Origin of the sequence: Rummeliibacillus sp. POC4 (genome assembly GCF_003576525.1) — a bacterium.
GTDB lineage: Bacteria > Bacillota > Bacilli > Bacillales_A > Planococcaceae > Rummeliibacillus.
Window position 1 is genome coordinate 1 of the sequence record NZ_QWUA01000052.1, and the last position, 16,058, is coordinate 16,058.

The 16,058-nt window shown below is 33.7% G+C and carries 13 protein-coding genes; 2 read left to right on the top strand and 11 right to left on the bottom strand.

Annotation, left to right across the window (positions count from 1 at the left end; all coding sequences use genetic code 11):
* Window positions 1-36: 36 nt before the first annotated feature.
* On the bottom strand, window positions 37-1,287 hold the full coding sequence (locus D1606_RS19320; protein ID WP_369973807.1) for an ATP-binding protein: 1,251 nt from the start codon (window positions 1,285-1,287) through the stop codon (window positions 37-39).
* 207 nt (window positions 1,288-1,494) lie between these two features.
* Here D1606_RS19320 and D1606_RS13025 point away from each other — a divergent pair, with 207 nt between their 5' ends.
* Window positions 1,495-2,526, top strand: coding sequence for a beta-carotene 15,15'-monooxygenase (locus D1606_RS13025; RefSeq protein WP_119416452.1), 1,032 nt, complete (start codon window positions 1,495-1,497; stop codon window positions 2,524-2,526).
* Between the two features lie 58 nt (window positions 2,527-2,584).
* Here the strand turns inward: D1606_RS13025 and D1606_RS13030 are convergent, their stop codons facing one another.
* From D1606_RS13030 to D1606_RS13040, 3 genes are all read right to left on the bottom strand, one after another.
* Window positions 2,585-3,157 carry a GNAT family N-acetyltransferase gene (locus tag D1606_RS13030; protein WP_119416453.1) on the bottom strand — a complete coding sequence of 191 codons (573 nt, stop codon included), beginning with the start codon at window positions 3,155-3,157 and terminating at the stop codon, window positions 2,585-2,587.
* A 98-nt stretch (window positions 3,158-3,255) separates the two neighbouring features.
* On the bottom strand, window positions 3,256-4,524 hold the full coding sequence (locus tag D1606_RS13035; RefSeq protein WP_119416454.1) for a hypothetical protein: 1,269 nt from the start codon (window positions 4,522-4,524) through the stop codon (window positions 3,256-3,258).
* A 504-nt stretch (window positions 4,525-5,028) separates the two neighbouring features.
* The gene (locus D1606_RS13040; RefSeq protein WP_119416455.1) at window positions 5,029-5,775 is read right to left on the bottom strand and encodes a hypothetical protein; all 747 of its coding nucleotides are present in this window, start codon (window positions 5,773-5,775) and stop codon (window positions 5,029-5,031) included.
* Window positions 5,776-5,954: 179 nt separating this feature from the next.
* On the opposite strand from D1606_RS13040, the gene pdxR reads away from it, so the two are divergent.
* Window positions 5,955-7,319, top strand: coding sequence for a MocR-like pyridoxine biosynthesis transcription factor PdxR (gene pdxR / locus D1606_RS13045; protein ID WP_119416456.1), 1,365 nt, complete (start codon window positions 5,955-5,957; stop codon window positions 7,317-7,319).
* 85 nt (window positions 7,320-7,404) lie between these two features.
* On the opposite strand, the gene D1606_RS13050 is transcribed toward pdxR, so the two are convergent.
* The 7 genes from D1606_RS13050 to D1606_RS13080 all read right to left on the bottom strand — a co-directional run bounded on the left by D1606_RS13050 (window position 7,405) and on the right by D1606_RS13080 (window position 15,944).
* Window positions 7,405-8,589 (bottom strand): MDR family MFS transporter, encoded by a 1,185-nt coding sequence (locus D1606_RS13050; protein WP_233548105.1) that lies wholly within the window; start codon window positions 8,587-8,589, stop codon window positions 7,405-7,407.
* A 158-nt stretch (window positions 8,590-8,747) separates the two neighbouring features.
* The gene (locus D1606_RS13055; RefSeq protein ID WP_119416458.1) at window positions 8,748-8,969 is read right to left on the bottom strand and encodes a hypothetical protein; all 222 of its coding nucleotides are present in this window, start codon (window positions 8,967-8,969) and stop codon (window positions 8,748-8,750) included.
* Window positions 8,970-9,014: 45 nt separating this feature from the next.
* Window positions 9,015-10,493 carry an NCS1 family transporter gene (locus tag D1606_RS13060; RefSeq protein ID WP_119416459.1) on the bottom strand — a complete coding sequence of 493 codons (1,479 nt, stop codon included), beginning with the start codon at window positions 10,491-10,493 and terminating at the stop codon, window positions 9,015-9,017.
* A gap of 126 nt (window positions 10,494-10,619) precedes the next feature.
* Window positions 10,620-11,906 carry an NAD-dependent dihydropyrimidine dehydrogenase subunit PreA gene (preA, locus tag D1606_RS13065; RefSeq protein WP_119416460.1) on the bottom strand — a complete coding sequence of 429 codons (1,287 nt, stop codon included), beginning with the start codon at window positions 11,904-11,906 and terminating at the stop codon, window positions 10,620-10,622.
* Window positions 11,907-11,925: 19 nt separating this feature from the next.
* Entirely contained in the window at window positions 11,926-13,269 is a 1,344-nt protein-coding gene (locus D1606_RS13070; protein WP_119416461.1) for an NAD(P)-dependent oxidoreductase, read from the bottom strand.
* 15 nt (window positions 13,270-13,284) lie between these two features.
* Window positions 13,285-14,691: a dihydropyrimidinase gene (gene hydA / locus D1606_RS13075; protein ID WP_119416462.1), complete on the bottom strand. Its 1,407-nt coding sequence runs from the start codon at window positions 14,689-14,691 to the stop codon at window positions 13,285-13,287.
* 14 nt (window positions 14,692-14,705) lie between these two features.
* Window positions 14,706-15,944 carry a Zn-dependent hydrolase gene (locus tag D1606_RS13080; RefSeq protein ID WP_233548106.1) on the bottom strand — a complete coding sequence of 413 codons (1,239 nt, stop codon included), beginning with the start codon at window positions 15,942-15,944 and terminating at the stop codon, window positions 14,706-14,708.
* Between the last annotated feature and the right edge of the window lie 114 nt (window positions 15,945-16,058).

A 16,058-nucleotide genomic window follows, 5' to 3' on the forward strand; every position in this document is an offset into this window, starting at 1 on the left:
CCTATTTAAAGAGTATATCCTTTCATTTCTATAGTTCTAAACAGGAATCGTGATGGTAAATGTAGTACCTTTTCCTTTTGAACTTTCAACATTTACTTGCCCGCCAACATTGTGAATGGCATTATAAACGATGACCATCCCAAGGCCCGTTCCATCATTTTTAGTTGAATAATATGGCTTTGCAATCGACAAAATTTCTTGTTCATCCATTCCTATACCTGAATCAGTGATTTTAATGATTATATTGTTTTTATGTTCTAATACTTTTATGCATAATATTCCGCCGCTATCTTTCATCGCCTCAATCCCGTTTTTAAAGAGGTTTATAAAGCATTGACGCATTAGTGTTGTGTTTAATTTTCTATGTAATGAGTTGTGAAAACTTATTTTCATTTGAACATGATGCATATTCGCATAAGGAATCAATATATTCTTGGCATATTTTATATCTTCGATTAGATTTGTTTCTTCTAACAGGTCATCTTGAGGTTTTGAAAAAGTAAGAAAATCACTTACAATTTTCTCAGCTCGTTGCAATTCTTGTAATGAGTAGTCAATATAGCCCTTGTCATTTTCTGAAATTGAATTCGAATTACTTAATAATTGTAAAAATCCAGAAGTAGTCGTTAAAGGATTTCGAATTTCATGAGCTACACTTGCTGATAATTCACTAATTACATGGAATTTCTCAGATTGAGCAATCTTTTCACGTGTTCTTAAATTCTGTAAGATGCGCTCTATTAAGCTGAAAATTATAAATGACATGATAAAGTATGTACTTGTTAAGTTAATGGCCAACATCCAGAACTCTTTATTATCTGGAACCTGAAACTGAAGAGTAAATAGGTAGAATAATACATTCAATAAAGCCAACACTGACCCAAAAATAATACGAGGCTTTACGTTTAATTGTTTAAACTTCCGATGACACAAAGATACGACTATTAAAACCAATGTCGAATATAAAAATGATTGTATAATCCCTTCCCCACCGATTAACGTTCGACATATATTAAGAACTATGTATAAGAACAATATATTTTTAAAACCAAGATATAATCCAACTAATATAAATGGAATATATCGCAAATCGACTATAAAACCGCTATGCAAATGGATTGGGAATAACAGACACAATACCATTGTAACAGATGCTAGAAGAGTAAAAGTCAAACTATAGTTTTTTAGATTTCGATAATCACAAAAGACAAAATAGACCACAAACGGGATCAATAAAAATAAAAAATTAATGAGAAATGTTGATAACAAAATAGTACTTCCTTCCACCAAAATTTGGGGTCGCCTCTATTATTTCATAAGTTTCCAAATAATGATAGACTAATGGTATTAATACATTAATTTAAAATATTTTATATTATCGTTATTTTTATGAACTTACGTAATTTTTCGTTTATATCGGTAGCTATTCATTTACACATTAGTAAACGTTCCAATAATTCCGTATTTAAATTTCAAGATAATAGGAGGGCTTTTGTGGTTATTAAATCAAAAAGTGTATTTTGGTTACTATTAGGTTTACTTGTTATTACTTCAAATCTTGCATTATATCGTACATCTTATGGTACTTCTATCTTGCCAGAAGATACAAATAGTGTTGTTCTCGGTTCACTACTTGATTTATGTATTATTGCTCCGCTTACTATTTTACTTTATCAAAAAAGGTTTACATTAAAGAATAGCATTTTATTTTTATCCGCTGGATGTATTTTGGCTCGTTTTGTTATACCGATAGAACATTTACAACCTTTCGTTGCGATTACTTGGATTGGGTTTGCAGTAGAAGCAGCTCTCCTGATTCTTGAAATTTCTATATTAGTTTCTTTAGTCATTTTCATGCCAAAAATAATTCGTACAACAAAGCAAAGTAAAATCCCAACAATATTTGCATTTCCAAAAGCCGTTGACCATCATGTAAAATCATATAAATTAGTGCATATTATTTGTTCTGAAGGATTAATGATCTATTATTCCCTTTTTAGTTGGAGAAAAAAGCCTAGCGATGGATTAACAATTTACAAAAACTCTAGTTATATCGCCTTTCAAATAATGATTATTCACGCTATTTTTATTGAAACTATAGGTATACATTGGTGGCTACATGATAAATCTATCATCTTATCGATACTGTTGCTTATTTTCAATGTCTACTCCGTTCTTTTCTTTATAGGTGATTTGCAAGCAATGCGGTTAAATCCTATTACTTTTAGCGAAAAAACATTATTCATCTCTTCAGGTCTTATGAAACGTATTGAAATCCCATACGATTTAATAAGTGACATTATAATAGATAAAGATTCTTTGATGAAAAAATCATCAAGAGATACATTAGAATTCGTCCTGCAGGATTTTGAAAAAGTATATCCGAATATACGTATTACTTTAAAAGAACCAATAAACGCAATATTCTATTTGGGTATTCAAAAGAAATATTCTGCCGTATCCATTCGAGTTGATGAACTCGATAAGTTCATCTACGAACTAAGTTCTAAATTGGATAAAATATAAAATAAGGTGCCGCTATACTTTGGTAGCGGCACCTTTTTATAAGAATAGTCAATGCTTACTATAACATGTGTTTCAAGCGTTTTTTTACTTCTAACCATTCTTCATTCGTTACACTATACATCACAGTATCTCTAACTGTCCCATCTTTTCTTATCATATGATTTCTTAATATTCCTTCTCTTTTTGCACCAATTCGTTCAATTGCTTTTTGGGACCGAGTATTTTCATGATCTGTTTTAATTTGGACCCGATTTAAATGTAAGATTTCAAAGCAATATTGCAATAGCAGATATTTACAATTTGTATTTATGGCTGTTCGCCAATATGCGGGTGTCAACCAAGTTGAACCAATTTCTAGTCGATTATGTCTTTCATTAATATCCATAAATCTTGTTGATCCAATAATTTCGTTACTGACAGGATCAATAATAACAAACGAAAATTCAATTCCCTTTTCTTTATTCTTTAATGCAGTCGATACATATTTTTTCACATCTTCAAGCGTTTCTAACGTTACTGATAAGTATGACCAGATTTCCGGGAAAGTGGCTACTTTTAAAATTCCATTAATATCACTTTTCTCCATCGGTTTTAAAATCACTTGTTCATTATGTAATTCAGTAAATTTCATATTTCTCAACTCCTTCCTTCTAATCTATTCTGTTTTTGGTATAAATAACATAACCAAATCTAACAAAATAGACCATACCAGAAGCTCCATTCACTTTATCACAAATTATTTAACTCAATTATTTCACCAATAGAGGCATTGATACCATAGGCACAATCTAATTTGCCACATAGAATATATTGTTTTTGCTCGTGATCATAGACAAAAGTAGGCTTTAGTTCAAAATAATCCTTTAACTTTTCGTAAGCATCTTCTTCTGATATGACAATTCTCTCAGGCAATCGATATAAGTCAAAGGTTTCCAACATGAATTTATTGTCAAGATAATTAAGTACTTCTAATGTTACTCTATCAATAATTAGCAATAGCTTTCTTTGCAAGACGCAGCTTTTCTTCTCACTTCCCGCAAGAATTGCATGAATATATCCTTTATCCCGACAAAGTTCTGATAATTTCCAGTTTCCAGAATCGAATGGATATTGTTGACGTAAAAAATTTGTTACAGCGATTTCACATTTTTCTCTTTCTTGCTCACTAATTGGGATTAAATCTGGATGTGACTCACCAGAAAAAGCTAACTCCTCCGGTATTTCTTCAATTATTGCAATTTCTTTTCTCTCAAATTGATCTGAAAGTCTCGATTCCCAAGTAATTATTTTATCTATCTTCAAATGTTCCTTTCCTATTAAAGATACTTCATAAGGAATTGTTGAAAGATCATTTTTTATATAAATTTCCTCGACAGCGTATATCTCAATTAACTTTTTATAAATAGCGGATGGATAATCGATTAATTTCAATTGAGCTCTTTTTAGTTCATCTATTTTCTCCAACGAAAGCGTATAATCTTCCTTCACTTGTAAATCTAAGTTAGGAAAATGTCCATTAACAGAGAAAAATATAATTCTTCCATCATAATCATACTTTAGTTCAATATCTCCAAATGGTGATACTTCCTGTCCATTAAGGCAAGATTTAAAATATAAACGTCCCTTTTCCACCTCTACTAGATGGAACTGTTTGTTAAAAGTAAGATTTGTTTGCTCTTCTACCCAATGAATAATTTCTCTAGTATCTAAACCTGAAAAAGTATACTGATTTGAATAGGATTTCCCTCCAACGAAAATGGCACTTTTTGTCTGATAACTATTTATATCTATTTCTATTACTGCTGCTCCCTCTGGATTTAGTCCTTCCTCAAGTAACTCGTCATCAATGAAATCTGGAAACCATTCCATGCAAAGTGTATAATACGTATTTTTGAAAAGATCAATCGTTCTGGAAAAACTATAATGATGCAAATTATATTGCTCCAATCCAAATTTCTCTCTTGTAAAATCAATTAATACGCTTAGCCTCGGCCCCATAAAATCTCTCCTTCTCGATAATTGATGAAAAATTCTGTTTTATGTAATTTTAACTCAAATAATCTATTATTAATACGAAAAAACCTTAAAAAGGTTTCTAAAATATTCAAATTTAATATAATTATTTACAAAATTCGCATTATTCTATTTTACAATGATCAAGTGGTGTATAAAATGAGAAATTCTTCTTAATCGGGCTAACTCGTTATCTTGTCACTTGTTTTTACGAAATTTTAAAGAAAAAGAAAGAATTTTTATGGGAAAATTCGATTGATATTGCGGAATATAAGAAATATGAAATAAAGTATGAATATTCCTGTAGAGTTAGCCCTTCTAAAAGTTAATTTAGAATAAGAAAAAAAGGACTACTTTTTAAAAGATAGCCCTTTCTATATAGAAAAAAATCCCTATAATCATTTGTTTTCTTTATTTCGAATTTGCCTCCATATAATATAGTTTGCAAATTTCTTTTTAGTTGAGCATTTATAGAACAATCCAATGACATTAATATTTTTCAACTTTTCCAATCATATTCTTTTCTTTATCTAGGATTATAATCTCGTAATTAAAGTTACCAATTTGCTTTTGCGTTTTTTCTTCAGCAAAATAATCCTGTAATTCATTTTCAATTTTTTTCACAATAATTTTTGTATCTTTATCTTTTTCTAATCCTGTACGGATGGTTATATTCACAAGATCTTTTCCCTCTTTGAAACTTATTCCTTTCATCTTGTAAGTAGACTTTCCTGCCATTGAATTATAAATATTTGAAACAATAATTGGCCAGTTTGTTTGCAAAACCTTTCCTTCCACTTTTACTTCACCTGTCATTTTAGTCTCTTTAGTGGGGTTTGGTTTATGATAAGGTGTAATTTCCAACTTATAATCATCGATATTCTCTTTTTTCAAAAGTTTTTTTATTTTAGGTATTAGTATAGATTTCTGTTCATCAAATCTTTTGCCATTTGACATAAGTCCAATGTTAATAGTAAAAGGATTCGTGCTTATTCCAACGTTTTGAAAGTCAATCTTCTCCACTTCAAGCAGTTTGCTAATTTTTCTATCAATATAAGAATTTTGTTCATTACTTATATTCATAGGAAGCAATTTTTGCATAAAATCAGTAGCAGTTGATGAATACAAAGGTAATGTGCTAACAATAATACAACCTATCAAAATCATCAAAATATATGTAAAAATCATTGTGCCAAATTCATCATACCAACTGGACACGAGTTGATTAGTATTCATTATCCCAACTCCTTTTATGTATCTATATATTAGACGAATATTTTGAAAATTGGTCGCAACTTAGTGTCACTATTCTTCTTTTTTATGAAAATCCCTTTCTAACAGACATCAACTCTTTCTATAGTAATCTTTGGTATGATTATGTTAGATTCTTTTATTCATAATAGAGGTGAATACTTATGGAAGTTAATATTAATCTAAACAATGACTCCCCTAAATACGTTCAAATTTACGAGCAACTGAAAAACACCATTGTGACAAAGAAACTTCCTGCTCATAGTAAATTACCTTCAAAGCGGCATTTAGCTGAAAATTTAAGCGTTAGCGTTCATACTGTTAAGGAAGCGTATGAACAATTAGATGCAGAAGGTTTTATCTATAGTAAAGAAAGATCTGGTTATTTTGTATCACCATTTGAATTTGAATGGCAACAAATTAAAGAAACGAAAGCCACTCAACCAGTTACAGAAACATCACCTGTTAAAACGGATATTGATTTTCATAATGGTCATGTCGATGCCTCTTCTTTCCCTTTCACATCATGGCGGAAATTATTTAAAAAGTATTTGCAACCAGAAAATTTAGTGAATTCTCCATGGCAAGGCGAACCCACTCTTCGTTTTGAGATTGCTCAGTATGTCCAACGTTCAAGAGGAGTACAGTGTGATTCTTCGCAAGTGTTTATCTTTGGAGGTACACAACATCAACTTCAAGCGTTATGTCTTTTTTTTGGACCTACTAGTATTGCTGGCATCGAAGAACCTGGTTTTAAAAGAGCTCGCGCTATTTTCCAACAATATTGTTATCATACATATCATATTGCTGTTGATAAAAATGGGGTAACTGTGCCTACACAAAAAATAGACTTTTTGTATACAACCCCTGCTCATCAATTTCCATTAGGAATGGTAATGTCAGCTGATCGTAGAGCTGCATTATTACATTGGGCACAAAAGAATAATACTTATATTATCGAAGACGATTATGATTCGGAATATCGCTTTAAAGGACAACCATTCCCATCTTTAGCAAAAATGGATCAACTGCAACAAGTCATTTATTCCGGTACATTCTCAAAAACACTTATACCATCCATTCGCATTAGCTATTTAATATTGCCATCATCATTAGTCGAAGCATTTACTAATTTTTATAAAGATCAAAAATCAGTTGTTTCTAAAATAGACCAACTCATTTTAGCAGACTTCATTACCCAAGGGCTTTTTGACAAACATTTAGCAAAAATGAGAACACTATATCGAAAAAAGCAAATTGCATTAATAACAGCTATCAAGACTCATTTACCAAGCACATTTCAAATTATTGGTGAAAAATCAGGACTGCACATCGTTTTAAAACTGCCCAACACTTTAAGTGAAAAAGAAGCAATTCAAAAGGCTTTGGGCATAGGAGTATGCGTTTATCCTAGTTCAACTTCATACTATAAACCTTCAGCTCAGCAAATGATTATATTAGGATACGGAGGGCTATCATTTGAACAAATCGAGGAAGGAATACTTAGATTAAAAAAAGTGTGGGATTAGCAATCGTCTAACCAAATCTGTACTTTTTATACACTCACAACCAACTATAAAAGGAGCTATCCAATTGGATAACTCCTTTTACTATTTAAACTTTAATAGCATCTCTTTTCAAAAACGCTAATCGATAGAATACAAGGCTTAGTAAGAAAACTATTGCCATCACAATGTATAGCTGAGATTCAAAATGAACTAGTAGCCATCCTCCAAATACTGGTCCCATAAAACCACCTAAGTTTTTAAACTGTGAAGCTCCTAAATAGGTTGCTTTTTGTGTAGCAGGAGCAATTTCTTCTATTAAAGCATTCATCATTGGAAAAGCGAAGATTTCACCAATTGTAAATATTATCATTCCAACGACAAATACCCAAGTTGTAGTCGCAACATTAAAGATAAGGAAACCAGCTGCGAAAAATAAGATACCAATAACCAAACTTTTCATAATAGAAATCCGTTCTGTATATATGCCAATTGGTAATTGTAATGCTAATACGACAATCGCATTAAGTGTGATTAGTAAAGAATAGAGTTTAACACCATTCTCAATATTTAAATTTATGTACTGTGGTAAAGTCGAGTCGAATTGTGAGTATCCAAGACTAACTAAAATTCCACCTGCAAGTAAATATAATAGTTTTCGATCACCTAATACAACTTTAAGCATTTGAATAATTGTTTGTTTTTCTGTAGTACTCTTAGGTGTCACTTCATACTTTTTAAAGACAAAAATTAAAAATAACCCGTAAATTGTATACATTGAACCTGTGATTAAAAAAGGAACTTTTGCACTGGATAGGCTAGAAATCCATACACCACATAATGGTCCGATCACGGCTGCAATGTTAATCGCTGTATAGCGAAATGAAAATAACCGTCTTCTCTTTTTTTCCTCTGTAAAATCAATCATTAATGCTTGTGAGGCAGGTTCAAAAAAGGAACGACATAAACCATTGATTGCATTCAACAAAATAAAAAAAGAAACAACTCTAACAGTTGCAAAACCTATAAATACTGCACTCCATATAAAAATGGTTGTCAGCATGATAAATTTTCTTCCAAACTTATCTGTCAAATAACCACCTATAAAACCACCAAATGTTGCACATAGTTGAGCAATTCCTAATGTAATTCCAATCATTAGCGGAGAAGCATGTAGTTCACTTTGAAGATAAATAGCTAAAAAAGGAATAGTCATAAAACTAGCAATACGAGTAAAAATCGTACCATTTAATATAATCCATACAATCGGATGAAAAAAGGACATAAATTGCATCATTCGAACTCCTTTTATATAATGCAATAACTTTATCTTACTATTTGCTAAATTACAATATAGACTTTCGAATGAAACATTAAAAAAAGTACATATAGTAGAGGATTAAATCCTTTACTACGTGTACTGAAGAGAGGAAAATTTTAAATTGAAATAACTCATATTAAGGTTTTATACACTTGCTCGAATACTTTAACCGATGCATATTTACGCGCATCTGCAGAACCTATATGAAGCTCTTTTGAATCATTACTTTCTTGATGATAAAATTCAATTTTTGCACCATCAAGATTTTCTGTAAAAGTTTTCATACAATATTTTTGAAGCAGTAAACGATCGATTTGATCAATTTCATCGATTGTTTGTAAGTATGCCGACATCAGAATCACTCCTTTTAGAATGCAAAACTACAACTTGTTTTAAAACTATTTAGGGCTTAAATTGGGTGTGAGCTCCGGTATTTGTTCTTGCTTTTCTTGAGGTGATATTTCCCAATCACGTCCTACTGTTATACCCAAATATTTTCTATCACTTGGATCTGTAATTTCCTTTTGTGGGTATTTTTTAAACCACCAATATTTTGCCAGAACATAGTAAAGAACAGCTCCAACTGCAAATCCTACCAATGAAGAATAAGTTGGTAATAAATTTGCTATAATACCGCCAATAATCCAAGAAATCAGTCCAGCTAGATTAAAACCATTCATATATTTATACTGCCCTGAAATCTCATAAAGTTCCTCCACATTTAATCGACGTTTGCGTAGTAAATAATAATCTGCAAACATAATGCCAACTATTGCAGTTAAAATACCACCTATAATTAGAAGAACTGAATTCAATACATCGAAAAGACTCCAAGGTTGTGCTAGAGTACCAATAATTCCAGCAATTACGACACCTATCCAGAAAGGGACTTTTGGACCACCAATATTAGAAAAGATTGTTGCAGCCGGAATGACATTTGCTGAAGTATTTGTAGACCATTGCGCTAATACAATCATTAACAATAATATTGCTAATACAAATCCGCTTGCAGACTCTTGTAATGCGGCAACAGGATCACCGGATGAAACGGCCATATAACAAACTGCACCGATGACAATCATAAATGTGTTGACAACTGGCATCACAATAAGCGAACCTACCAGTTGTGTCTTATTGCGTTTAATCCAATTTTTTTCATTTTTTGGTGCTTTGAAAAAACGAGATAGAGAAGGCATGTCAGCTGCTAATGTTGCCCAGAAGCCCATATTTGCCATTACAACAACCATAAATGCTGTAAATGTAGCCATTCCTGTTGTTGGAGATTCAACCCATGACCATACTTCTTTCCCTGAAGAAGTTGCCTTATCAGCAAGTGCTACATACATCCAACAAGAGATGAAAATAATGATTGGCGCGGCTAAATCTGCAAAACGTTCAATCGATTTAATACCTAAAGAAGTATTTAATAATTGGAATACGGCAAAGAATACGAAACAGACAAACCAGTTATCAAAATCAAATAAAATATTTAAAATTCCATTGATCGCTAAAGAACCAAAATACGTATTAATACCAAACCAACACGATGCGGTTATCCCCCTTACCAATGAAGGGAGATGCGTTCCGAATGTGCCAAATGGAGCACGCATATAAACAGGAAATGCTAGCCCATGTTCCACACCAATATCACCTATAAGTACCATGAAAATTCCAATTGTTAAGGAGCCGACCAATGTAGCGAAAATTAGCATCGGCATAGGTAAATGGATAATTCCTGCAGCACCAATAGCGAATGCGGCTAATACAATCGCCATCCCTACCCAAATAACTGAAAAACCAAAAGCACCAACATTTCGTTTCTCATAAGAGATAGGCAATAAATCAGGGGATTTCAAATAATCATTTTTTTGCTCCATAGGCATAACCTCCACATTTTTCAATTTTAACGAGGGCATTTCCTACCCTAATATTTCATCTCACTATATCTAAAATAACAACTTGGGAATTTATTAAGAACAGTTACTTTGCCAAATTACTAACATCTACTTTCCAATTGGCTCAGCGGTTGTATTCAATACTTTTAGCATTTCCTGACGTTCGTTCCATGTCATAGACGGCAAAGTATTTTTCACTTCTTTCATCGTAATGGCTCCTTCTTCTGGGCAAACAATAGAGCATAAATTACAGCCAACACAATCTTCCTCACGTATTTTCAGTTGAGAAAGTCCGCTTGCATCATGATAAAGGTCAATAGCTTGATGGGATGTATCTTCACATGCAATATAGCATTTATTACAATGAATACATTTATCATTATTGATTTCTGCTACTACCTTATAATTTAGATCTAAATTACCCCAATCAGAATATTTTGGTACGGATTGCCCGACAATGTCCATCACTGATGTAATACCTTTTTCATCCAAATAATTATTCAATCCATCGATCATATCTTCTACGATACGAAAACCATGATGCATCGCAGCGGTACAAACCTGGACACCGGTTGCACCCATCAATAAAAACTCAGCAGCATCTTGCCAATTTGATATTCCACCTATCCCTGAAATTGGTAGATTAATATGTGGACTTCGAGCACATTCCCCAACCATATTCAACGCAATTGGTTTTACCGCTGGTCCGCAATAACCACCATGTGCCCCTTTACCACCAACATGAGGAATTGTATTCCAAGTGTTTAAATCAACTCCAGCTAAACTATTAATCGTATTTATCATACTAATCGCATCCGCCCCACCTCTTACTGCTGCTTCGGCAGTTACGGTAATATCCGTAATATTTGGCGTTAGCTTCACAATAACAGGCGTTTTAGCCATTTCTTTTGCCCAGTAGGTTTGCTTTTCAACAAGTTCAGGTACCTGACCAGATGCAGCTCCCATACCACGTTCAGCCATTCCATGGGGACACCCAAAATTTAATTCCAAACCATCTACTCCGACGTCTTCTACTCGTTTTACAATTTCATGCCACTTTTCTTGTTTCGGTTCTACCATTAAAGATGCGATAATCGCATGATTGGGAAAGCGTTTCTTTGTCTCATAAATTTCTTTTAAATTTATTTCAAGTGGACGGTCAGTAATGAGCTCAATATTGTTGAAGCCTGCAACTTTCTGTCCATTGAAACTAACTGCTGCAAATCTAGACGATACATTTAAAATAGGATCGCCAAGTGTTTTCCAAACTGCACCTCCCCAACCAGCTTCAAATGCTCTTTGTACTTGATATCCAGAATTGGTTGGTGGAGCAGAAGCTAACCAAAACGGATTTGGTGACTGTATTCCTGCAAGATTTATTCGTAAATCAGCCATATAATCCCCCCTCTTTGTGTTAGGCAATCTCTGATGATTGTTTTAATGAATGATGAATTGCATATGCGCAATCTTTCCCTTGTTGGACAGCTGAAACGACTGTTGCATCACCATAGCCATTTCCATATATCACATCACCACAGGCATATACCTTTGAATTAGATGTTTGAAGTGTTACAGGATCAACTGAAGGAATGCCGTTACTTTGTTGAATGTTGAATTCCTGTATCAAATCTACTTGACGCTTTTGTCCAATTGCACGAATGACAAAATCTGTTGCTATCGTGAAGTTTGAATTTTCGACTTCTAATAATGCATCTTTTCTGTCATAGCAATCGACTAATTTCATTTGAACGCATTCTAATGCCATAACTTGGCCATCTTCATTCCCTACTACTTTTTTAGGTGAAGTTAGCCATTGAAATTCTACCCCCTCTTGCTTAGCAAATTCATATTCAAATGGATATGCTGTCATTTCATTGGCAGTACGACGATATAAAATCTTTACACTTGCTGCACCTAAACGAATTGCACAGGTTGCCGCATCGATCGCCGTATTTCCTGCACCGATAACGACTACTTTCTTGCCTATCATATTTTGCGGAACTGTTTCTTGCTTCGTTGTTTTGACAAACTCAATTGCATCAAGTACACCTTCTAGCATTTCTCCTTCAATATTTAAATTAGGGACTTTGCTCATTCCTACTGCCACTATAATTCGATCAAAGTTCTCCAATAACTCATCGCAAGTAACATCTTTTCCAACTCTCTTCCCTGTTAATATAGTTGCTCCTAATCGACGAACTTGTTCTACTTCCCAGTCAACAACTTCTTGTGGTAATCGGAATGATACAATCCCATGCTGATTAAGTCCTCCAGCCTTTTTTTCAGCTTCGAAGATTGTAACTTCATAACCCATTCGGCATAGTTCACGTGCAGCAGATAACCCTGCTGGTCCACTTCCTATAATAGCAATCCTTTTACCATTTGGAACACCAGCATTGAATAATGGAATATCTTGATTTTTTACCCAATCTGTTGCATAACGTTGAAGGGCTCCAATCTTAATTGGCTTGTCATCTTTTTGCATGACACAGGCACCTTCACAAAGTTCTTCAGTTGGACAAACTCTTGCACAACTTGCTCCCATTGGATTTGCTTCTAAAATTACTTTTGCAGAACCTTTTAAGTTTCCGGAAGCAATTTTTTTGATAAAGCTTGGCACATTAATACTTGTTGGACATGCTCGCATACAAGGTGCATCATAACAATATAAACAACGATTCGCTTCTTCCATTGCACTAGCTTTAGAAAAACCCAGTGTAACTTCTTCAAAATTCTTATCTAATAAACTATTAATCATTTAATCACCCCTATATTATTGAGTAACTACCTCTTTTGTTTCCTCCTTCTTCACTTGTCGTTTAATATACTGACCACTTCCTAAAGCACCAACAAACTCTTTATCTTTTACAACAAAATTCCCCCGACTTAACACACTAATAGGTTCCCCTGTTACTTTTAATCCTTCAAACGCACTATAATCGACATTCATATGATGCGTTTCAGCTGAAATAATACGTTCTTTTCTTGGATCAAATAAGACGATATCCGCATCTGATCCAACTGCTATTGTTCCTTTTTGAGGATATAAGCCAAAAATTTTCGCTGCATTTGTTGAAATCATATCAACGAATTCATTGATTGTTATTTTCCCCTTCACGACGCCTTCAGAATATAAGACACTAAATCTATCTTCGATAAATGGTCCTCCGTTCGGAATTTTTGAGAAATCATCAATTCCTAAACGTTTTTTACCATTAAAATTAAAGGAACATTGATCTGATCCAATTGTTTGAAGTTGTTTAGCTTTTAAGGCATTCCATAAAACTTCTTGATGTTCTTTAGGTCGAAGTGGTGGGGACCAAACGTATTTAGCTCCTTCAAAGTTAGGCTTTTCTAAAGCTGACTGATCGAGTGTTAAGTAAGGTGGGCAAGTTTCACCATACACTTTATACCCTTTTTGTCGTGCAGCAATGATTTCATCAACGGCTTCCTTACATGTAACATGCACTACATAAAGTTCAGCATCTGCTAAATGAGCCAACTCAATTGCTCGTTTTGTTGCCTCACCTTCTAATTGAGGAGGACGAGTTAAAGCATGATAAATTGGTTCTGTATGACCAAGCGCTTTTGCTTCCTCCACTAATTCGTCTATAACTGAACCATTCTCACAATGGACCATTACAACTGCACCCATCTCTTTTCCAACTTTAAAAGCTTGATAAAGGGTACGATCAGTAGCTTGAAATTCCTTCGCGTAGGCAAGGAATACTTTTATAGAAGTAATTCCTTCCTGCTCTAACACTTTCGGTAATTCAACCAAAGTATCTTCGTTTAAATCACCAATCATTAAATGGAATCCATAATCGATGACAGCTTTGTCTTTTGCCTTCTCATGCCACTTATCTACTGCATCCATTAGTTTTGTTTCGCCTGCTGTTAAACAAAAATCTAAGATGGTTGTTGTACCACCAAATGCTGCTGCAATCGTACCCGATTCCCAATCATCATCTGTCACCGTATTATTAAAAGGCATATCTAGATGGGTATGGGGATCAATTCCACCTGGAAAAACATATTGTCCAGAAGCATCAATCACTTCCGCCTCATCATCTACGATTCCTTTTCCAATATAAGCAATCTTGCCATCTTCAATTAGAATATCCGCTTCATACTTATCAGCTGCTGTTACGATTGTTCCGCCAGTAATTAGTTTTTTCATAGTGTTCCTTCTTTCTATATAGTTTGTTTTTCTTTTACTAATTTCTCTTGAAGAGAGAGTACTGTTTGAAGTAAGACATTTGCCCCGTTTGCACAATCTTTAAAACTCGTTAGTTCTTCTTCGCAATGGCTTTTTCCATTTACACTCGGTACAAATATCATCGCCGAAGGTATATAGCTTGCCATAAATTGCGCATCATGCCCTGCTCCACTGTACATTCGATGAGAAGTATATCCGTATTTCTCACATGAATCTTCAATCGATTGACAGATGTCACTTTCAAATACAACTGTGTCCCTGCTCCATAGTTTTTCAAATGAGAGTTCACAACCATCAATATCAGATGGCAAATTATGAATAAAATCCTCCACTTTTGATATAATTGCTGGATGTTGGTGACGAGCTTCTAACGTAAATACCACCTTATTCGGAATGACCGTATGAATATTAGGTGAAACGTTCATTCTTCCCATTGTATAAACTAAATCTTGATCTAACGAAGCTAGTTTTTTTCTTAAAGACGTAATAATATCAGTAGCTGCAAATAATGGATCTTTTCGCATTGTCATAGGTGTTGTTCCTGCATGATCGGATTCACCTATAATCGTAATCTCATAACATACCATTCCAAGAACCCCTTCAACTACTCCTATATCTATCGCTTTACTCTCAAGCACAGGTCCCTGTTCAATATGAACTTCTAAATACGCTAAAGCTTCTTTTAAACGATTTTCTTTATCTCCTTGATAGTCGCTTCCTTCTAATGCTTCTAAAAAAGCAACTCCATTTTTATCCTTTGAATGTAGCATTTTTTCTTTATCAAACTTTCCAGCTAATACGCCAGAACTCATCATTGCTGGATCAAAACGCGCACCTTCTTCATTCGTAAAATTGACAATGACTATCGGTGCTTCAATCTCTATTTCAAATTCACACAATGTTCTGACAACTTCAAGCGCAGTTAAAACACCTAAAACTCCGTCAAAACGTCCGCCTTTCTCAACTGAATCTAAATGTGAACCCATTACAATTGGAGGTAACTCTTTTTTGCCTGGCAATGTCGCATAAATATTTGCCATATCATCAAAGGTGACATCCATCCCAAGTTCTTCACAACATTTACAAAAGTAATTTCTTGCAGCAACATCTTCAGGAGATAAAGATAACCTTGTTACTCCGCCATTTGTAGTTTGACCAAACTTACTAAACATTTGAATTGATTCCTTTAAACGACTTTCATTACATATAAACAATATATTACCTCCCAAATACATGTTATTTTTTATTACATCTACTAACATTTCCAATTTTAGTGTATTATAAATTTATGGTATATAGTCATTTCACTAAAAAAACATGTGCATTCG